This is a genomic window from Pseudomonas sp. SbOxS1, assembly GCF_013416725.1.
In the GTDB taxonomy this organism is placed as follows: domain Bacteria; phylum Pseudomonadota; class Gammaproteobacteria; order Pseudomonadales; family Pseudomonadaceae; genus Aquipseudomonas.
The window spans coordinates 1-17,884 of the sequence record NZ_JAAVXC010000050.1 but is presented as its reverse complement, the minus strand read 5'-3'; the positions used below and the strand labels follow the sequence as shown (position 1 = coordinate 17,884).

The following is a 17,884-nucleotide window of genomic DNA, read 5'->3' as shown; positions in this document are numbered from 1 at the left end:
AACTACAACAAGGAAACTGCCATGCGCCGCACTTTGATTTCCTGCGCCCTACTGCTCGCCGCCGGCCACGCCGCCGCCAGCACCGCCTGGGTCTCCAACGAAAAGGACAACAGCCTGAGCCTGATCGACATGCAGACCCTGCAAGTCACCGACACCCTGAGCGTCGGCCAGCGCCCCCGTGGCCTGCTGCTGTCCCATGACAACAAGTTGCTGTACATCTGCGCCAGCGACTCGGACCGGGTGCAGGTGATGGACGTGGCCACCCGCAAGATCATCAAGGAACTGCCATCCGGCAAAGACCCCGAGCAATTCGCCCTGCACCCCAACAATCGCTGGCTGTACGTCTCCAACGAAGACGATGCGCTGGTCACGGTGATCGATACCGAGACGTCCAAGGTACTCGGGCAGATCAACGTCGGCGTAGAGCCCGAAGGCATGGCCGTCAGCCCCGATGGCAAGTGGGCGGTGAACACCAGCGAAACCACCAACATGCTGCACTGGATCGACACCAGCACCCAGACCCTGGCCGACAGCACGCTGGTGGATCAAAGGCCGCGCTTCGTCGAGTTCAACAACGACGGTTCACAGCTTTGGGCCTCGGCGGAGATCGGTGGCACGGTGACGATTCTCGACGTCGCCAACCGCCACATCCTCAAGACCCTGAACTTCCAGATCAAGGGCGTGCACCCGGATAAAGTGCAGCCGGTGGGCATCAAGCTCAGCGCCGACGGCAAGTACGCTTTCGTTGCCCTGGGCCCGGCCAACCACGTGGCAGTGGTCGACGCCAAGACCTTCGAAATCCTCGATTACCTGCTGGTGGGCCGGCGTGTCTGGCAACTGGCGTTCACTCCGGATCAAAAGCAGTTGCTCGCCACCAACGGCGTCAGCGGCGATGTGTCAGTGATTGATGTCGACAACCTCAAGGTCAGTAAATCGGTGAAGGTCGGACGTTATCCATGGGGCGTGGTGGTGACCCCATGAACGCCCTGGAAGTCAGCGAGCTGAGCTTTGCCTACGGGCCTCGGGAGGCCTTGCGCCAGGTGAACTTCAGCCTGGCACCCGGTCGTTTCGCCGCGCTGCTGGGGCCCAACGGCGCCGGTAAATCGACCCTGATCGCGCTGCTGACCCGGCTCTATGATCTGCAGCACGGCGACATACGGGTCGGCGGCTGTTCATTGCGCAGCGCCCCGAGACCGGCGCTGAAACAGCTGGGTGTGGTGTTCCAGCAAAGCACCCTGGACCTGGACCTGAGCGTCGAACAGAACCTGCGTTATCACGCCGCGCTGCATGGCTTGTCCCGCCGCCAGACCGACTTGCGGGTCGATGCGGAACTGGCTCGCCAGGCCCTGGGCGAACGCCGTGGCGAACGGGTGCGCGAACTCAACGGCGGCCATCGCCGACGGGTGGAAATCGCCCGCGCCCTGCTGCATGAACCGCGCCTGTTGCTGCTCGACGAAGCCAGCGCCGGCCTCGATCCGGCCAGTCGCCTGGCGCTCAACCAGCACATTCGCACGCTGTGCCACGAGCAGCGCATCAGCGTGCTCTGGACCACGCATCTGCTCGACGAAGTGCAGCCCGGCGATGACTTGTTGATCCTCCATCAGGGCCGCCTGGTCGCCAGCGGGCAGGCCGATGCACTGAGCCTGGAACACGGTGGCGACCTCGGCTCGGCCTTCACTCGCCTGACCACAGGAGCTGCCCGATGAACGCTTACTGGCAATGTTTGCGCGGTATCGTGCTGCGCGAGTGGCTGCGTTTCGTGCTGCAACGCACGCGGTTTCTCAGCGCCCTGGTGCGGCCACTGCTGTGGCTCCTGGTGTTCGCCGCGGGTTTTCGCGCCGCACTGGGCATCGCCATCATCGAACCCTACGACACCTACATTCCGTACGAGGTCTACATCATCCCGGGACTGGCCTGCATGATCCTGCTGTTCAACGGCATGCAGGGGTCACTGTCGATGGTCTACGACCGCGAGATGGGCAGCATGCGCGTGCTGCTGACCAGCCCCCTGCCCCGGACCTTCCTGCTGTGCAGCAAGCTGCTGGCCACCGCGCTGATTTCGCTGCTGCAGGTGTATGCCTTCCTGGCGATCGCCTGGCTCTACGGCGTGCGACCGCCCGCCATGGGTTTGCTGATTGCCCTGCCGGCGCTGTTGCTGGTGGCGTTGATGCTCAGCGCACTGGGCCTGTTGCTGTCGAACGCGATCCGCCAGCTGGAGAACTTCGCCGGGGTGATGAACTTCGTGATTTTTCCGCTGTTTTTCCTGTCTTCGGCGCTGTACCCACTGTGGAAAATGCGCGAGGCCAGCGAGTGGCTGTACTGGTTGTGCGCGGTGAACCCGTTCAGCCATGCGGTGGAGCTGGTGCGCTTTGCGCTGTATGAGCGGTTCAATCCGCTGGCGCTGGTGGTGTGCGTGGGTTTGACGCTGCTGTTCGCTCTGCTCGCCGTGCTCACCTTCAACCCACAGCACGCCGCCCTGCGCAAATCCAGCTAACCCCACCAATCCCCTGTGGGAGCGGACCTGTGGCGAGGGGATTTATCCCCGTTGGGCTGCGAAGCGGCCCCAACATTCCTTCAGGCATACCGAGTTGCCTGGCTCTGCGACTGCTTCGCAGCCGAACGGGGATAAATCCCCTCGCCACAGTTGATCCCCATTCAACGGGGAAAAATTACTACTTTAGTACTGCTTCCACCTGTCTATCGTCGCATTCCCAACGCATCGCGACTGGCATGTAATGGGTTCATAACTATAAGGACCTACCCCATGCCGCGTGCCCGACGTCACCTGTTGCGTCCCACACTCGCTGCGTTGTCGCTAAGCCTGTGGCTGGGTGGCGCACACGCACAAACCCCGCTGTTTTCCGATGATGGCTATCGCATCGACCTGTACCGCAGCCCGACACCGACCCAGCTGCAAGGCGCAACCATCGTCGACACCCCGGCCCTGCAAACGCTGCTGGAACAAAACCCGCGCCCGCTGCTGATCGACGTCTACCGCCGCCAATGGCTGCAAGGCCGCTTCATCGAAGACCAGCCCCACGCAAACCTGCCCGGCAGCCATTGGCTGGCGAACACCGGCGACGGTGAGCTGACGCCGCCATGGCAGGACTATTTCGCGGGCAACCTGAAAAAGCTGACCAGCGGCGACCCGATGCAACCGCTGGTCTTCTACTGCCGCTCCGACTGCTGGTTGAGCTGGAACGCGGTCAAACGCGCGGCCAGCCTGGGCTATAAGTCTTTGTACTGGTATCGCGATGGCCTCGACGCCTGGCAAGCGGCCAGGCTACCGGTCACGCCAGCCCTGCCCGAACCCTTTCCCTGAGCTTTACGCGTGCGTGTTGTTGCCACACCATAATCAAAATAATGAGGTGAAAGGCTATGTACAAAATTCTGATTGCCGACGATCACCCGCTGTTTCGCGAAGCCATACACAACGTCATCAGCGATGGCTTTGCCGGTAGCGAGGTGATGGAAACCGCCGACCTGGACAGTGCCCTGGCGTTGACTCAGGAACACGACGACCTGGACCTGATCCTGCTCGACTTGAACATGCCCGGCATGCACGGGCTCAATGGCCTGATCAACCTGCGCAACGAAGCGCCGACGATTCCCGTAGTCATCGTCTCCGCCGAGCAGGACAAGCAGATCGTCCTGCAGGCCATCACCTACGGCGCCGTGGGTTTCATCACCAAATCCTCGCCCCGCGCGCAGATGACCGAGGCGATCCAGCAGATTCTCAATGGCAATGTCTACCTGCCGCCGGACATCATCCGTACCGCAAAAAGCAGTACGCACCGGCGGATGAACGATGCCCCGAGCTTCCCGCCCGAACTGCTCCAGGCCCTGACCCGCAAGCAATTGCAGGTCCTGGAGCGCATGACCAAGGGTGAATCGAACAAACAGATCGCCTACACCCTGGAAATCGCCGAAACCACGGTCAAGGCCCACGTCTCGGCGATCCTGCGCAAGCTCAACGTGCACAACCGGGTGCAGGCGATCCTGAGTGCCGGGGATATCGATTTCGGGTCTTATTTGCGCCGTTGAAACGGTGTTGCCCCCTTCGCTGGCAAGCCAGCTCCTACAAGATCACCACAATCCTGTAGGAGCTGGCTTGCCAGCGAAGAGGCCCTAGCAAACACTAGAGACCTCAAGGCCTGGCGAGCAAATGACTCATCGCCGTCTTCAGCTTCATCGGCCGCACCGGTTTGTGCATCAGGGTATGGCCCAGTTCGCGGATCTGCTGCTTGAGTTCATTGCTGTAATTGGCGGTGATCATCATGGCCGGGATCGCGCAGGCACGGCGGGCATTGATCCGCGCGACGGCATCGACGCCGTTCTGGTCGTTGTCCAGGTGATAGTCGGCGATCAGCAGGTCAGCACCGGCATGGTAGTTGTCCACCTGCCGCGCCAGATCCTCTTCCGACAACGCCGTCACCACGTGGCACCCCCAACCTTCGAGCAAGGTGCGCATGCCAGCGCAAATGGTCGCGTCATTGTCCAGCACCCAGACCCGCGCTCCGCGCAATCGTTCGAGCATCGGTTCACTCATCAGCAGGCTCGGCAGTGGCTTGGGTGCGGTGGCGCTCATCGGCACTTCCACTGAAAACATCGAGCCCTTGCCCGGCCACGAACGCACGTCAATGCGGTGCCCGAGGATGCCGGCAATCTTCTCGACAATCGCCAGGCCCAGGCCCAACCCACGATCCTGATCGGGGCGCTGTACATCGCCGCGCTTGAACTCCTGGAAGATTTCTTCCAGGCGATTTTCCGCGATGCCCATCCCGCTGTCCCAGACCTGGATCGACAGGCTGTGATGATGACGCCGGCAACCCAGCACCACCCGACCGCTGTAGGTGTAGCGAATAGCGTTGCTCAACAGATTGCGCAGGATCCGCGCCAGCAACTGGATGTCGCTGCGCACCAGGGCCGAACAGGGGATGAAATGCAGTTGCAGGCCTTCGCTGCGCGCCACCTGGGTGTATTCGGCGGCAAGGTTATCCAGCAGTTCGCTCAAGGCGAACGGCGCTATGTCGGCCTTGATCACCCCGGCATCGAGCTTGGAAATATCCACCAGGGTGCCCAGCAGGTTTTCCACATCTTCAAGCGAGTTGCTGACGTTGCGCACCAGATTCTCGTTGGCCATCGGCTCGCGCCGCTCCAGCAAGGCACTGGTGAACAACCGCGCGGCGTTCAACGGTTGCAGCAGGTCGTGGCTGACGGCGGCGAGAAACTTGGTTTTCGACAGGTTGGCCTGTTCCGCTTCCAGCTTGGCCTCACGCAGGCGTGACTCGACCCGGCGACGCTCGTCGATTTCGCGCCGCAACTGGTCGTTGAGGGTGGTCAATTCGGCGGTGCGCTCGCGCACCCGCAGTTCGAGATTCTGATAAGCCTGGTGCAGCGCCTCGGCGGTACGGCGGCGTTCGGTGATGTCGCGGATCAACACGAAGATCCCCACCACCTCGCCGCTGGCCAGGCGATTGGGCACATAGGAGCGCAACATGTAGCGCTCCTGGTTGTTGACGTTGGTCTCGGCGAATTCGAAGGTTACGCTCTCCCCGGCCAACGCTCGCGCCACGTACGACTCCAGGCGCTGGTAATGCTGCTCGCTGTGCACTTCGCGCAGGCTCTGGCCGAGCATCACGCCCCGCGGCCAGCAGTACCACTCTTCGTAGACCTTGTTGGTGAACTCGTAGACCAGGTCGGCATTCAGGTAGGCGATCAACGCCGGCACGTGGTCGGTGATCAGGCGAATCCAGCGCTCGCTTTCGCTCAGGGCTTCGGCGTGCTGGTAGCGTTCGGTGATGTCGGTGAAGGTGTTGACGAAGCCGCCGGTGGGCAACGGATGGGTGCGGATCTCCAGGACCCGGCCGTCGCACAGGCGCTGCTCGCACTCCTGCACCGGCCGCCCGTTTGCGCCACGACTGGCCGGGGTCAGCAGGGTCAATTCGCTGTCGGCAATGACTTCGGCAAACGGACGATGGGCCGCCACCGGCGCCAGGCCACTGAGCTCGAGGAAGCGCCGGTTCCACAGTTCGAGAATACCCTCGGCGTTGACCATGGCCACCCCTTGGGACAAGTTGTCGACCGCCCGTTGCAGCAAGTGCGACTTCTGCGCCACCGCCTGTTCGCGGCGCACGGTTTCACTCAGCTTGACGTCGGTGATGTCGGTGAACAGGATCACCCGCCCGCCTTCCTGGGTCGGCCGTTCGCTGACCTGCAGCCAGCGACCGTCCTGCAAGCGATACAGCAGGTTTTCGTCGGCATGCCCGCGGGGTTCTTCGGTAAACAGGCCGTTATTGAGCATCAGGCGCTTGACCTCGGTCAGGCGCATGCCGGCGTTGATCCGTACCCGGCTGTTGCTCCAGAACGCCTTGAAGCGGCTGTTGAACAAGACAATGCGCTGCTCGGCATCGAACAGCACGAAGGCATCGGAAATACTCTCGATGGCATCGATCAGGTGTTGATGGGCCGTCTCGGCGCGCAGGCGGGCGTCGCTGAGCAAATGGTTGCCGGCCTTGAGTTCGGCCATGGCCTGGTTCAAGGCATCGGTGCGTTCACGCACCTGCTCGGCCAGCACCACTGAGTGCTGGAAGGCGGCGTACGGATCGTTGCCACGGGTGACGCCGGACTCGATGCGCTCGATCAGCGCCGCGTTGATGCGCTGTAGTTTCTGGTTATCGCGCTGCAGGACGGCGATTTGCGCCCGCAGTTCAGCGCTGTCCACGGGACCGGCCGCGGGCAATGGCAACGCCGGTGAAGGTCTGGTTGATGTGCATGCCATTGAACTGTTCTCCGTAGGTGTTGAACCCCATCACCCGCTGCTCGCGCAAAAAGCTGCCGATCAAGTCCAGGCCGCCGTTGTCTTCCAGCTCCAGGCGCCTGAGGAAACAGTCACAACCAATGGTCAGCAACAGATCGCCGAGCCGTTGCTGCAAGCCATCGAACAGGTTCTGCAGGTTCGGTAGCATCGGGCCCGGGGTCATGGCGGTGAGCACGATGCCGTTCTCCACCGCGCAATAAAAACTCAGGCTCAGGTCCGGATGAACCTGCTGGATGGCGCGCACGTAATACTGCTCGTTGATGCGCACCGCCAGGGGGTGCGCGGCGAAGACCCGGTGGTCGAGTTCGCTCACCGGCACGCCGATGTGCCGGGCGTACTCGGCGGCGGCTGGCTCGGCATTGAGTTCGAAGACCCGCCGCGAGGCGCTGTCGGCGCCGGTCACCACCAATTTCTCCGCACGCGGCAGGATGTGATGGGTGGTGAATACTTCGAAGTCCAGCCAGGTATTGACCAGCACCACCACCGCCGCGCCGCTGTGAAACCCGCCGTCGAAGTAGACATGGGTGTGGGTCAGGTAGTTGTCGTCACCGGCCGAGCCGCCGAAATGCGGAATGTCGCCCAATGCGGCACTCAAGGCGGCGAGGACCATTTCTTCGCGACTGGACAGGCCATCGAGCAACGTCAGGGCGAAGCTGTTGCCCTTGATGGGGGCCAGGGTGTTGCTGCGACAGCCGTTGACCAGGCGCTCGACCATCTGCTGCGCGTCGATCAGGCTGAAGTGCTCCATTTCGTCGATCAGTTCCAGGGCGATGGAAAAGTACCGATGATCGAAACCCACCGCCGTCACGCAATTGCGCCCATAACCCTGGGCCGTGATTTCGCCGGCGCTGGTGCAGCCCGCCAGGCGTATGCCGCCGAAGCCTTGCTGCAACGCCTGGCCCAGCCCCGGCAAATCGTACTCGGCGGAACAGAAGAACAGCACGAAGCCCAGGTGCGGATGCAGCAACTGCCGCGCCAGCTCTTGCGCCACCTGCTGCGGATCGGTGGCCTGGGACATCGCACTGACGATCCCTTCGTTCTGGACCTGCTCCATCGTCGCCCCCCGCAGGTGCGTGTGTGTGAGGCTCGAGTGTACGAAGCCTGCCAAGTGCCACGAATGCTACTTGGGTAGCAGGTAGCCGCTTCAATGGGATGAGAGTTGTGCCGCAGATCCAGCAAACACCACCCCCTGTAGGAGCCCGGCTTGCCGGCGAAGGCGATTTCGATGACGCCTTCGCCGGCAAGCCGGGCTCCTACAGGGGGTTCGCGGTTTACCAGGTCAACACCGCCCCCACCGCAAAGGTATCGGTGTCTTCGTTCTGCGCACTGCTGTCATGGCCGTTGATTTCGAACTGGTTGTACTCGGCCACCAGCTTGAGGTTGTCATTCACGTCATGGAACAGCGCGATGCCGCGGGTCTCGTAGTCTGCGCCACTGCCGACCACTCCGTTGCCGTCGTCGTTGGTCTTGCCGTAGGACAACGCCAGGCGGTTCTTGCCCAGTTTGTAGGAGCCCTGCAACAGGTAGCCGTCGCTGTCGACGTTGCGCAGGGTTGGTTCGCCGGCGTTGTTGGTGAAAAACGGATTGATGCCCTTGGCCTGGAAGCCCGAGCCGGTCAGGGACAAACCACCCATTTTCGCCTGCACGCCATAACCGACGCCCTTGGAGGTGACGGTGTCGACGGTGGAATCGGTATTGTCCGAGGTCTGGTAGCTGCCGTTGACCCAGCTGTAGATCTGCGCTCCGGCGAGGTCGAACTGGTAAGTGATCTCGCTCTCGGTGCGCGGGTTTTCCTGGTAGGCCTTGCCGGTCGGGCTGCTGTCGTTGGTGTCCACCGGGTCCATGATCCCCACCGCCACGCGCAAACCGTCCATCACCGGCGTGCGATAGGTAATCTGCGAGGTCGGGAACGGATAGGGGTAACCGGTGCCGATGTTGCCGAACGACACCCCGCCGCCATCCACCAATCCAAGGGTATCGCTGACCTGGCCGTAGCCGGCGAGCATCTCGTCGAGCAGGATGTTGGAGCGGGCAAACAGGCCGAAGTCCTTGCCGATCAGCACTTCGCCCCATCCCGGGTTGGCCACGGTGCCGTAGAACTGCCGCACATCGATGGCGGTGTCGGTGCCGTTGGTTTCACTGTCGTTGATGGTCACCCAGAAGGAGGCGCGGGCACCGAGCTTGAGGTCATCGACCTGCTTGCCCATGTTGAAGCCCAGGTAGTTGGGCAAAAAGCCCATTTTCACCCGTGATTGACGGCGGTCGAACTGGTCGCCGGCACGGTCGACATCGCTGTTCACATAGAAGGCGTTGATGTAGCCGTCGGTGGAGAACGTGGTCTGGTCCTTGTCGTACAGCATGATCTCGGCTTGGGCCGTGGCGCTCATGCCAAAGGAAGACAGGCTGGCGATCAACGCCGGTAAAAAACGATGCGTGAAGTTCTTATTGTTGTGCATGGCGCGCTCCGCGACTGGGACGAGGTGTCGGAGGCGATTATCGAAAGCTGACGGGCGGCGCCATACGCTGCCTTGGGGGTGGTTTCGAGCTGCTTTGGAATGGCCGCAAGCGCGCGACAACTGTGGCGTAAGACCGCCTGTCGGCAGGGCTCACAACTTAGGGCGTAGGCCTGTAGACCCGACTGGCATCCACAGGAACCGGGGTCGTTCATAAAAAAAACCGATACCCGCTTAATGAGTTCACAGACGACGCTCGGGAAGTGCTTGGTTAAGGTCGAGGCCACTACTCCCTGTAGCCGCACATACTAATAAAACAAGGGTTCGAACATGACCACGCGCCTCGATGCATCCGGTTTTTCCCGCCGTTCGCTGCTCAAGACAAGCTCCGTAGTGCTGACCGCCAGCGCCGCGCTGGGCATGCCGATCCTGAGCCAGGCCGCCTCACGCAATAGTCAGCAAGGCGCAGAACAATCATCAGGCATGGCCATGGATGCCCAGCTACTGAGTGTGTTTTCACAACCCAAGATCGACTGCCACCACCATGTGATCGACCCCGTCCAATACCCCTATCCCGCTGAATCCACCTATCAACCGGCAGGGCCTGAGGTTGGCCCGGCGGCGTACTACGAGCAAGTCATGCAGGCCTATGGCATTCGCCATTCAGTGATAGTGCAGCCGACCTCCGCTTATGGTTTCGACAACCGTTGTCTGCTGGACACGCTGGCTCGCAACAAGGGCCGCCATAAAGGTGTGGTCGTGGTGCCGAACGACGTTTCCAGCGAAACGCTCGCGCAATACAAGGCACAGGGCGTGGTCGGCGTCGCACTCAATGCCGCGCTGCTGGGTCCCGAGCGCTTTGCGAAGGTCGACACACTGATGGAGCGCTTGGCCGAGCTGGACCTGTTTGCCCAGGTCCAGGTCAAAGACGACCAGTTGCTAGCGCTGCTGCCCTTGTTGCAGCGCACGCGCGCCCGTGTGCTCATCGACCACTCCGGGCGGCCCGATGCCAGTGCCGGTTTGCAGCAGCCGGCCTTCCAGGCACTGCTGTCCCTGGCCGGCAACGGACGCACCTTCGTCAAGCTTTCCGGGCTGTCGCAATACTCGAAAATGAGCTCCCCCTATACCGATGCCCAGCCCTACCAGCTGGCATTGCTGCAGGCGTTCACTGCCGAAAATTGCATGTGGGGCACTGACTGGCCGTTCTTGCGTGCGCGTCAACACATGGAGTTGGGCACCGTCCTGACAACCTTCGGCGAGATGTTCCCGAGTGCCAGTGACCGCCAGCAGATACTTTGGGAAACCCCAAGACGCCTGTTCGGCTTCACCGCCTGAAACCACTATGGCCAACAAGCCCTGCCAGGCGGTGGCCACGCTGGTATCATTCAAGGACTTACAAGCCGGGTGGAAAAACATGAACCGTCAGAAAAAACTGCAGCAGCTGTTCAAGGAAAAGGCCAAGAAGGCCAGCGCCAAATTGGCCCCGAAAAAGCCTAAATACATCAGTAAGGCTGACCGATTGAAACTGGCTGCTGAAGCCGCTGACGCCTCGATCAGCTCCCCTAGCGAAAATTAATCCAGTTCGGGGCGCTCGAACTCATGGCCACGCAGCTCGCGTAGTGCTTGCAGGCCTTGACGCTGGCCGACTCCGGTGGCACGGAGACCAGCACGGTCGCCACCAGGAAAAACAGGATCAGGAAAGGAATGTAGTAGGCGAGAAGACTTTTTATTTTCATTGTCTGTGCTCTCATGACCTTTGAATCGAAACTGCCTGAGCAGTGCCCTTGGAACGGCGCCTTCGCATGATGGATGCTGGAAGGCGCCCTATTGCTCTGTCAGCGCTCGTCCACCGTAATGAACTCGCGACGCTCAGCCATGAACGCGGGCACGTCATCCTCGTCGGTGAAGAACTGCTCATACCACTCGCGCAACTGATAGACCGGGCCGTCGGTTTCCGCCAGTACCGGCTTGTCGATGCGGATCTTGTGCTTCCAGATCACCACGTCCTGGTAGAACGAATCCCGATTGCCCTGGACATAGGCCCTGGCCACTTCCAGGTTCTGTTCTTCGGTCCAGCCCGGCACGCGCTTGACCATGCAACCGAAGCGCAGGTCGAAGCTGTTTGGCGTCACCGGCACATGGCTGTTGAGCAGGATGGCGTGGATGCGCACATCGCCGAACATCGAGCTGATCTGTGTGAAGTGGGTAGCCGGGCCGTAGTAGGCCGATGGCGCGATCAGGTCGCCGCCCAGGCGCTCGGAGTCGCCATGGAAAATCTGATGGCCGATGTGCCCTTCGAAGACGTTGGCGAAGTACTTGGTCGGCGTACCGTGCACCGGGCCGAAGTGCTGGGCATCCACCAGGTTATCGACCAACTCCCGTGGGTTGGTTTCGATGTGCATGGTGTCGATGTTCCAGTCATGAATCCAGTCCGGATCGTCCATCTCGGGCAGGTGCGGAATGACCACGCCGTCTTTCGGCGCACGTCCTTCCGGGTTGTTCCAGACGAACAGCAGGTTGTTTTCCTCGCAGGTCAACCAGCTGCGGGTCTTGGCCTTGGGCGGGATGCGCTTGCAGTAAGGGATCTCCACGCATTTGCCACCGGTGTCGTACTTCCAGTGGTGGAACGGGCACACCAGGCGGTCGTTCTCGATGGTGCCCTGGGACAGGTCGGCGCCCATGTGCGGGCAATAGGCATCCAGAATGCTGATGGTGCCCTGGCTGTCGGCGAAGGCCACCAGGCGGGTGCCGAAGACTTCCAGGGTGTGGGGCTTGCCATCACGGTAGTCGGCGGCATTGCCCAGACAGTGCCAGCCGCGCGCGTAACGGTGGGTACGCTGGGCGTTCTCGATGTTGAGTTCAGCGAGTTTCGTCATTGTTATTGTTCCTCAATTGCAGACTTCGGGGCAGGCTATGCCCCCAAGAAATACAGGGTGATCCCATGGCGAGCATCATTGAGCAGCCTTGTCGGGAGAACATCCTTCAGTTGGACTAGATCAAACGCGAGCCACTCTCAAAGGGCGCCCCTGTCTCCAAGGGCGCCGCGCTGGAGGGTTACTGGCCGAAGCGTCGGGCGGCCTCCGGGCCGAAGTCCCGGGGACTGAAACCGGGTTTGTTCAACAGGTAGCCGTTGCGCTGCTCGTTGATCAGGTTGAACGCCAGGTAGCTGCCGGCATTGAGGTCGTAGTACAGGCCCACGCCCGCTTGCGGCCGCTGGCTTTCGTAGGCGTAGAAGTAGTTGACCATCGAAGTGCGCCACAGCTCGCCACGGTTGTCGTAGTTGTCGGCGAGCATCGGGAACCAGGTATCTTCGTCGATGTACAACTTGCGTTTGCCATACAGATGGCGGAAGCCCGGCTTGAGCGTGCCTTCCAGTTCCCAGACCCGATGGCGCTCAAAACGCATGGCATCGGGGTTGATGTGGCCGGGGGTCAGCAGGTCGGCGTACTTGAGGTTGGCGGCATGCAGACGATAGGTGTCGTAGGGGATGAACATCTCGCGCTTGCCGACGATCTTCCAGTCATACCGTTGGCCCGAGCCGTTGAACAGGCGCACCTCGTCGACGGTAATCGAGCCACCGCTGCCCGGGAACGACATGTCGAAGCCATACCCCGGCGACTGACGCACGCGCCGCGTACCCGGATCGTAGCGCCAGGCCTGGCGCGGTTCGGTCTTGTCGTTCCAGAATTCGGTGCCGGTGTTGATCTCACCCTTGTCCCGTTGCGGCAGCAGGGTTTCGTTGAGGTAGAACGCGGAGTTGCCGGTGGTTTCGCCAATCTTGCCCGGCTCCAGCGACGGCGCCAGGTTGCGTGAGTGCACGCGGCCCCAGTTGATGTTGCCGTCCTTGAGCACGTAGGCGTTGTCGGAGGTGTACTCCTCGGTCCAGGCCCGCAGGGTGAAGGTCGAGGCATTCTTCAACAGTTCCAGGCCGCTGCGCGGTATCGGGAACGGTGTTCCGCCGGTCTTGCCGACCACGCCTTCGCCGTCATCCACCAGTCGCGCCACGCTGGCGTTCTCTTTGGTGGCCTGGCAGACCGCGTCGTTGAAGCGAAAATCCCGGCGCGTGGGGTAGACCGGCATTTTGTAGGTGGCCGGGTACAGTTTGAACAGGGCTTTTTGCCCATCGGACAGGTAGTCACTGTATTGGGCGATGTTCTGCGCGGTAACCACGAACAGCGGCTTGTCGTCCGGGTAAGGGTCCACCGGGTGGTTGCCGGTGCCCTTGAAATCGACGTGAGGCGGAACGCCCAGCCACTTGCCGCTGAACGGTGGAATGCTGCCGTCGGCATTGCCGGCCTTTTCCGCGCCCAGGCACGTCAAGTCCTTGCCCAGGCGCTCGATGTCCTCGGGTGCGGCATGCACCGTGCCGATGGCACAGCATCCCAACAACAACGCCAAGGCCCAGCCGGGGGACTGATTACTGCCGTTCATTTTTATTCTCCTTATTAACGTTCGACAACGGTGGCCCAGTATCGACAGGCCAGGAGCCCGGCAGCATCGTCCGCACGGACTAACGCGTTTTGGCGCAAGCAGGGTTCACCGCCGGCTGAGGCGCCCCTAGGGCCACCACGCTGTTGAGCATGATCCGCACCAGTTCGGTCTGGCGCCGCACGCCGGTCTTGGAGAAGATCGAACGCAGGTGGGCACGGGCGGTATTGCGACGGATGTTGAGGATTTCCGAGGCCTCTTCCAGCGACAGGCCGTTGGCCAGTTCCAGGGCCAGCGTGGTTTCCGCCGGGGTCAGGTTGTACAGTTGCGAAGTCAGCACCGTGCTCACCAGCGACTTGCTCACCGCATCGCGCACATACACCACCACCGTGGGCTTGCCATTGCCTTCGACCAGCTCCTGGGTCGGAATCAGCTCCACCACCACGCCCAGGCTGACCTGCCCCGAAGGGCGGGATATCGACGTTGCCTCGGCCACCTGCACGCCCTTGCCCACGCCCTGCCTGGCGCGCTGGAAGGCGTTGCGCACCAGGCGCGCCAACTCCCGGTTATCACTGGGGTAGGTCGCTTCCAGCCGCCCGCCTACCACCTTGAGGCCGTCCTGGCTGTCGAGAATTTCCCGGGCCACGGGATTGAGTTGCAGCACACTGCCGTTTTCATCGAGCACGAAGGTCGCCACCGCCAGGCGGCTGATCGTCTGCGAATACAGGCTGCCCAGGGACTCACTGCGATCGAGCAGCGAATGCATGTGCAAGGCCCGGCGCAAATGCGGCAGCAACATGGCACACAGGGCCCGTTCAATGGCACTGAAACCGGGGTGGCCCTGGGGGCGATTGATCCGCAAACGCACGGTGCCGCCATCCGGCATGCGGATATCGGCACCGAGCATGTGGTAGCAATCGTGGGGTTGGCAAAACAGCAGGTAAAACGCCGAACTGGACCATTCGGCATCGCTCATCAGCTCATCGACCGTGAACACCGTATCGGTGGGCAGGCCGTCGAACAGGGTGGATTTGGCGTAGTAGGCATAATGGTTGATACCGCCCTCCCCGCGCTCGACATCGCCCGCCACCACCATGGGTGACAACAGCGGCTCATCCTGGACCCGCAGGATCAAGGTCACGAAATTGGCCTTGAACAAGGTCCTGATCTCGCGCAGCGCATCGCTCAGGCAGCGGGTGTCCATCGCCGAATCGTAGATGTTGCCGATGATCCGTTCGTACTCGGCCAGTTCCAGGCCCATTTGCGCCAGGACCTGTGCATTGGGCACACAACTTTGCATAACCATTCCCCAGCAGGGGACCCGACTGGCGGGCCCCCATGGATTTAATCGACAGAACGTCGGTGCCTGGTTCGCCTCACGGCAGTTCGAACAGGCCGGCGGCGCCCATGCCGCCACCGATGCACATGGCAATCACCACATAACGCACGCCGCGCCGCCGCCCTTCGAGCAAGGCGTGGCCCACCATCCGCGCACCAGACATGCCGAACGGGTGACCGATGGCAATCGCCCCGCCATTGACGTTCAGGCGCTCCGTCGGGATCTGCAGCGCATCACGGCAATGCAGGACCTGGCTGGCGAAGGCCTCGTTGATTTCCCACAGGCCGATATCCTTCACGTCCAGGCCAAAACGCTTGAGCAGCTTGGGAATCGCGATCACCGGGCCGATGCCCATTTCCTCTGGTGCACAGCCACCCACGGCAATGCCGCGGTAGATGCCCAGTGGCGTCAGCCCGCGGCGCTTGGCTTCGGCACGGCTCATGAGCAGGCTGGCCGCGGCACCGTCGGAGAATTGCGACGCGTTGCCGGCGGTGACGAACTCGCCCTGCTCGACCCAGCTGCCGTCCTTCCACACCGGTTTCAATCCCGCCAGGTCTTCCAGGCGTGTATTGGGCCGGTTGCACTCGTCTTTCACCACCTGCACGCGTTCATGGCCATTGGGCTGGCCATCGGCGGCGAACAGCAATTTATCCACGCTCAGGCTGACGATTTCATCGTCGAACAGGCCGTCTCGCTGCGCGGCGGCGGTGCGCAGCTGGCTCTGCAGCGAATACTCATCCTGGGCGGCGCGACTGATGCCATAGCGGCGCGACACGATCTCGGCGGTTTCGATCATCGGGATATAGGCGCTGGGCATCACCTGCAGCACGGCTTCGGAGCGGGCGCGGTAGGCGTTCTTGTGCTTGGTCTGGGTCAGCGACAGGGACTCAACGCCGCCGCCGATGGCGATGCTCAGCTCGCCGGTCATGATGCCCTTGGCAGCCATGCCAATGCTCATCAGGCCCGAGGCGCACATGCGGTCCACGGCCATGCCCGGCACGCTGTCCGGCAAACCACCGGTGTAGGCGCAGAGCCGGCCGATGTTGAAGCCCTGGGTGCCCTGCTGCACCGACGCGCCCATGATCACATCCTCTACATCCGCAGGCTCGATGCCGGCGCGCTCGACCACCGCGCGCACCACATGGCCGCCCAGCACCGGGGCCTCGGTGTCGTTGAACGATCCGCGAAACGACTTGGCCAGCGCGGTGCGGGCGGTGGCGACGATGACGACTTCATTCAGGTCCATGGGGTACTCACTCGAAAATAGGGTTGAAGGTGTAGCGGCTGATGGTGTCGATCACGCAGCCGGGACGTGCCTGGCCTTCGACTTCAACGGTGATGCGCACCACCAGTTGCACGGCATCGCCCAGCTGTTCGGCGCGGATGACCTGGCCGCTGCCGCGCACCCGCGAATCGACCTTGACCGGCGCCGGGAAACGCACCCGGTCGCTGCCGTAGTTGACCCCCATCGCCATGTTTTCAATGGTCATCAACTGCGGCATGAACAGATTGGCCAGCGATTGGGTCAGGTAGCCGTGGGCAATGCAGGCGCCAAAGGGACCGCTGGCGGCGCGCACCGGGTCGACGTGAATCCACTGGTGATCGCTGGTGGCTTCGGCGAACAGATCGATGCGTTGCTGGTCGATGGTCAGCCATTCGGTGTGGCCCAGGTCCAGGCCCTCGGCCGCAAGCAACGCCTGGGCACTGCTGAAAACGTGGCTCATGCGCCCATCCTCAAGCTTGTTGTGAACTGACGGACAGCACTTCGCCCACCATGTAGGAGGCGTAGTCGCTGGCCAGGAACATCATCACGTTGGCCACTTCCCAGACTTCGGCAGCGCGACCGAACGCCTCGCGCCCCGCCAGGCTGGCGAGCAACTCTTCGCTGGAGGCTTTCTTGAGAAAATCGTGCAGGGCAATCGACGGCGAAACCGCGTTGATGCGCACGCCGAACTCGGCGGCTTCCAGGGCGCTGCAGCGGGTCAGCGCCATCACCCCGGCCTTGGCGGCGGCGTAATGGGCCTGTTCCTTCTGTGCCCGCCAGCCGAGCACCGAGGCGTTATTGACGATGGCCCCTGCGCCACGGCGCTGCATGTGCGGCAACATCGCCCGGGTCATACGGAAGGTGCCGGTCAAGGTCACGTCCAGCACCCGCAGCCATTCTTCGTCGCTCATCTCCACCACGCGCTTCTGACCACCCAGGCCCGCGTTGTTGATCAGCACATCGACCCCGCCCAGCGCCTCTTCGGCCGCCGCCACCAGGGCCTGCACTTCGTCTTCGACGGTGACATTGCACAACTGGCCATAAATCGCCTGCAGGCCGGTCTCGGCCTTGAGACGCTCCACCGCCTCTTCCAGGCGACGCGGATGCACATCGGAAATCATCAACGCCCGACAACCTTCCTCGGCACTGCGCCGGGCCGCCGAATAACCGATACCGGCACCCGCGGCAGCGGTGATCAACACCGATTTGCCAGCCAGCAATTGATGACCGGGAACATAAGGGGGGGCTTGTTTCACAGCGTCTACCTCCGAAGAAATCAATACGCTGCATTTGTACGGAGGGGGCAATGCGGGCGCATCGTCAAAATGGGGTAGAAAAGCCGCGGCGCAATCCCTTGCTCCATTACACCTGAGCCTGTCCGTTAATCTGTGACTACCGACGTTGATCCATGCCGCGTTAAAGCCTGGGGGAGAGTTTTTGGGAGTACATATCCATTGCTGCGGTAACGGCGGCTTATGGTTTCGCTCTTACAGCGACTCACTTTTTCAAACGCCAAAAAGTAAGCAAAAGGCTTTGCCCCACCACTCGGTGCCTCGCTAGGGCTCGGCATGCCCTCTCTC

The 17,884-nt window shown here is 62.0% G+C and carries 17 protein-coding genes; 7 read left to right on the top strand and 10 right to left on the bottom strand.

What is annotated here, in order from left to right; genetic code table 11:
* Positions 1-21: 21 nt before the first annotated feature.
* From HFK74_RS30265 to HFK74_RS30245, 5 genes are all read left to right on the top strand, one after another.
* On the top strand, positions 22-981 hold the full coding sequence (locus HFK74_RS30265; protein WP_180206742.1) for a YVTN family beta-propeller repeat protein: 960 nt from the start codon (positions 22-24) through the stop codon (positions 979-981).
* Positions 978-1,706: an ABC transporter ATP-binding protein gene (locus HFK74_RS30260; protein ID WP_180206741.1), complete on the top strand. Its 729-nt coding sequence runs from the start codon at positions 978-980 to the stop codon at positions 1,704-1,706. Before HFK74_RS30265 ends, HFK74_RS30260 begins: the two co-directional genes overlap by 4 nt.
* The gene (locus HFK74_RS30255; protein WP_180206740.1) at positions 1,703-2,494 is read left to right on the top strand and encodes an ABC transporter permease; all 792 of its coding nucleotides are present in this window, start codon (positions 1,703-1,705) and stop codon (positions 2,492-2,494) included. The genes HFK74_RS30260 and HFK74_RS30255 overlap by 4 nt, the downstream gene beginning before the upstream one ends.
* A 270-nt stretch (positions 2,495-2,764) precedes the next feature.
* Positions 2,765-3,322, top strand: coding sequence for a PQQ-dependent catabolism-associated CXXCW motif protein (locus HFK74_RS30250; RefSeq protein WP_180206739.1), 558 nt, complete (start codon positions 2,765-2,767; stop codon positions 3,320-3,322).
* A gap of 56 nt (positions 3,323-3,378) precedes the next feature.
* Positions 3,379-4,044 (top strand): response regulator transcription factor, encoded by a 666-nt coding sequence (locus tag HFK74_RS30245; RefSeq protein WP_008056546.1) that lies wholly within the window; start codon positions 3,379-3,381, stop codon positions 4,042-4,044.
* Positions 4,045-4,147: 103 nt separating this feature from the next.
* On the opposite strand, the gene nahK is transcribed toward HFK74_RS30245, so the two are convergent.
* From nahK to HFK74_RS30230, 3 genes are all read right to left on the bottom strand, one after another.
* Complete coding sequence (gene nahK / locus HFK74_RS30240; protein WP_180206769.1) at positions 4,148-6,742, bottom strand: hybrid sensor histidine kinase/response regulator NahK/ErcS'; 2,595 nt, start codon at positions 6,740-6,742, stop codon at positions 4,148-4,150.
* The gene (gene nosP / locus HFK74_RS30235) at positions 6,711-7,874 is read right to left on the bottom strand and encodes a nitric oxide-sensing protein NosP (RefSeq protein WP_180206738.1); all 1,164 of its coding nucleotides are present in this window, start codon (positions 7,872-7,874) and stop codon (positions 6,711-6,713) included. The genes nahK and nosP overlap by 32 nt, the downstream gene beginning before the upstream one ends.
* Positions 7,875-8,091: 217 nt before the next feature.
* Positions 8,092-9,276 carry a porin gene (locus tag HFK74_RS30230; RefSeq protein WP_180206737.1) on the bottom strand — a complete coding sequence of 395 codons (1,185 nt, stop codon included), beginning with the start codon at positions 9,274-9,276 and terminating at the stop codon, positions 8,092-8,094.
* Positions 9,277-9,603: 327 nt separating this feature from the next.
* Between HFK74_RS30230 and HFK74_RS30225 the strand changes: the two genes are divergently transcribed.
* The gene (locus HFK74_RS30225) at positions 9,604-10,608 is read left to right on the top strand and encodes an amidohydrolase (protein WP_218953876.1); all 1,005 of its coding nucleotides are present in this window, start codon (positions 9,604-9,606) and stop codon (positions 10,606-10,608) included.
* A gap of 79 nt (positions 10,609-10,687) precedes the next feature.
* Positions 10,688-10,849: a DUF2986 domain-containing protein gene (locus tag HFK74_RS30220; RefSeq protein ID WP_180206767.1), complete on the top strand. Its 162-nt coding sequence runs from the start codon at positions 10,688-10,690 to the stop codon at positions 10,847-10,849.
* On the opposite strand, the gene HFK74_RS30215 is transcribed toward HFK74_RS30220, so the two are convergent.
* The 7 genes from HFK74_RS30215 to HFK74_RS30185 form a co-directional block, all read right to left on the bottom strand.
* Entirely contained in the window at positions 10,836-11,009 is a 174-nt protein-coding gene (locus HFK74_RS30215; protein WP_180206736.1) for a hypothetical protein, read from the bottom strand. The genes HFK74_RS30220 and HFK74_RS30215 overlap by 14 nt on opposite strands.
* A gap of 99 nt (positions 11,010-11,108) precedes the next feature.
* Positions 11,109-12,149 (bottom strand): Rieske 2Fe-2S domain-containing protein, encoded by a 1,041-nt coding sequence (locus HFK74_RS30210; RefSeq protein WP_180206735.1) that lies wholly within the window; start codon positions 12,147-12,149, stop codon positions 11,109-11,111.
* 178 nt (positions 12,150-12,327) lie between these two features.
* Positions 12,328-13,704: a DUF1329 domain-containing protein gene (locus tag HFK74_RS30205; protein WP_180206734.1), complete on the bottom strand. Its 1,377-nt coding sequence runs from the start codon at positions 13,702-13,704 to the stop codon at positions 12,328-12,330.
* Between the two features lie 79 nt (positions 13,705-13,783).
* Complete coding sequence (locus HFK74_RS30200) at positions 13,784-15,001, bottom strand: helix-turn-helix transcriptional regulator (protein WP_180206733.1); 1,218 nt, start codon at positions 14,999-15,001, stop codon at positions 13,784-13,786.
* Positions 15,002-15,077: 76 nt separating this feature from the next.
* Positions 15,078-16,286, bottom strand: a complete 1,209-nt coding sequence (locus HFK74_RS30195; RefSeq protein WP_180206732.1) for an acetyl-CoA C-acyltransferase — start codon at positions 16,284-16,286, stop codon at positions 15,078-15,080.
* Positions 16,287-16,293: 7 nt separating this feature from the next.
* A complete protein-coding gene (locus HFK74_RS30190) occupies positions 16,294-16,764 on the bottom strand; it encodes a MaoC family dehydratase (RefSeq protein ID WP_180206731.1) in 471 nt (156 codons plus the stop codon).
* Positions 16,765-16,774: 10 nt separating this feature from the next.
* On the bottom strand, positions 16,775-17,560 hold the full coding sequence (locus tag HFK74_RS30185; RefSeq protein WP_180206730.1) for an SDR family oxidoreductase: 786 nt from the start codon (positions 17,558-17,560) through the stop codon (positions 16,775-16,777).
* Between the last annotated feature and the right edge of the window lie 324 nt (positions 17,561-17,884).

Excerpts from the sequence above, each read along its gene's own strand:
- HFK74_RS30245 (WP_008056546.1), top strand. The coding sequence starts at position 3,379 with ATGTACAAAATTCTGATTGCCGACGATCACCCGCTGTTTCGCGAAGCC.
- HFK74_RS30225 (WP_218953876.1), top strand. The coding sequence starts at position 9,604 with ATGACCACGCGCCTCGATGCATCCGGTTTTTCCCGCCGTTCGCTGCTC.
- HFK74_RS30230 (WP_180206737.1), bottom strand. The coding sequence starts at position 9,276 with ATGCACAACAATAAGAACTTCACGCATCGTTTTTTACCGGCGTTGATC.
- HFK74_RS30260 (WP_180206741.1), top strand. The coding sequence starts at position 978 with ATGAACGCCCTGGAAGTCAGCGAGCTGAGCTTTGCCTACGGGCCTCGG.
- HFK74_RS30190 (WP_180206731.1), bottom strand. The coding sequence starts at position 16,764 with ATGAGCCACGTTTTCAGCAGTGCCCAGGCGTTGCTTGCGGCCGAGGGC.
- HFK74_RS30265 (WP_180206742.1), top strand. The coding sequence starts at position 22 with ATGCGCCGCACTTTGATTTCCTGCGCCCTACTGCTCGCCGCCGGCCAC.
- HFK74_RS30195 (WP_180206732.1), bottom strand. The coding sequence starts at position 16,286 with ATGGACCTGAATGAAGTCGTCATCGTCGCCACCGCCCGCACCGCGCTG.
- nosP (WP_180206738.1), bottom strand. The coding sequence starts at position 7,874 with ATGGAGCAGGTCCAGAACGAAGGGATCGTCAGTGCGATGTCCCAGGCC.
- HFK74_RS30200 (WP_180206733.1), bottom strand. The coding sequence starts at position 15,001 with ATGCAAAGTTGTGTGCCCAATGCACAGGTCCTGGCGCAAATGGGCCTG.
- HFK74_RS30255 (WP_180206740.1), top strand. The coding sequence starts at position 1,703 with ATGAACGCTTACTGGCAATGTTTGCGCGGTATCGTGCTGCGCGAGTGG.
- HFK74_RS30205 (WP_180206734.1), bottom strand. The coding sequence starts at position 13,704 with ATGAACGGCAGTAATCAGTCCCCCGGCTGGGCCTTGGCGTTGTTGTTG.
- HFK74_RS30250 (WP_180206739.1), top strand. The coding sequence starts at position 2,765 with ATGCCGCGTGCCCGACGTCACCTGTTGCGTCCCACACTCGCTGCGTTG.
- HFK74_RS30210 (WP_180206735.1), bottom strand. The coding sequence starts at position 12,149 with ATGACGAAACTCGCTGAACTCAACATCGAGAACGCCCAGCGTACCCAC.
- HFK74_RS30215 (WP_180206736.1), bottom strand. The coding sequence starts at position 11,009 with ATGAAAATAAAAAGTCTTCTCGCCTACTACATTCCTTTCCTGATCCTG.
- HFK74_RS30220 (WP_180206767.1), top strand. The coding sequence starts at position 10,688 with ATGAACCGTCAGAAAAAACTGCAGCAGCTGTTCAAGGAAAAGGCCAAG.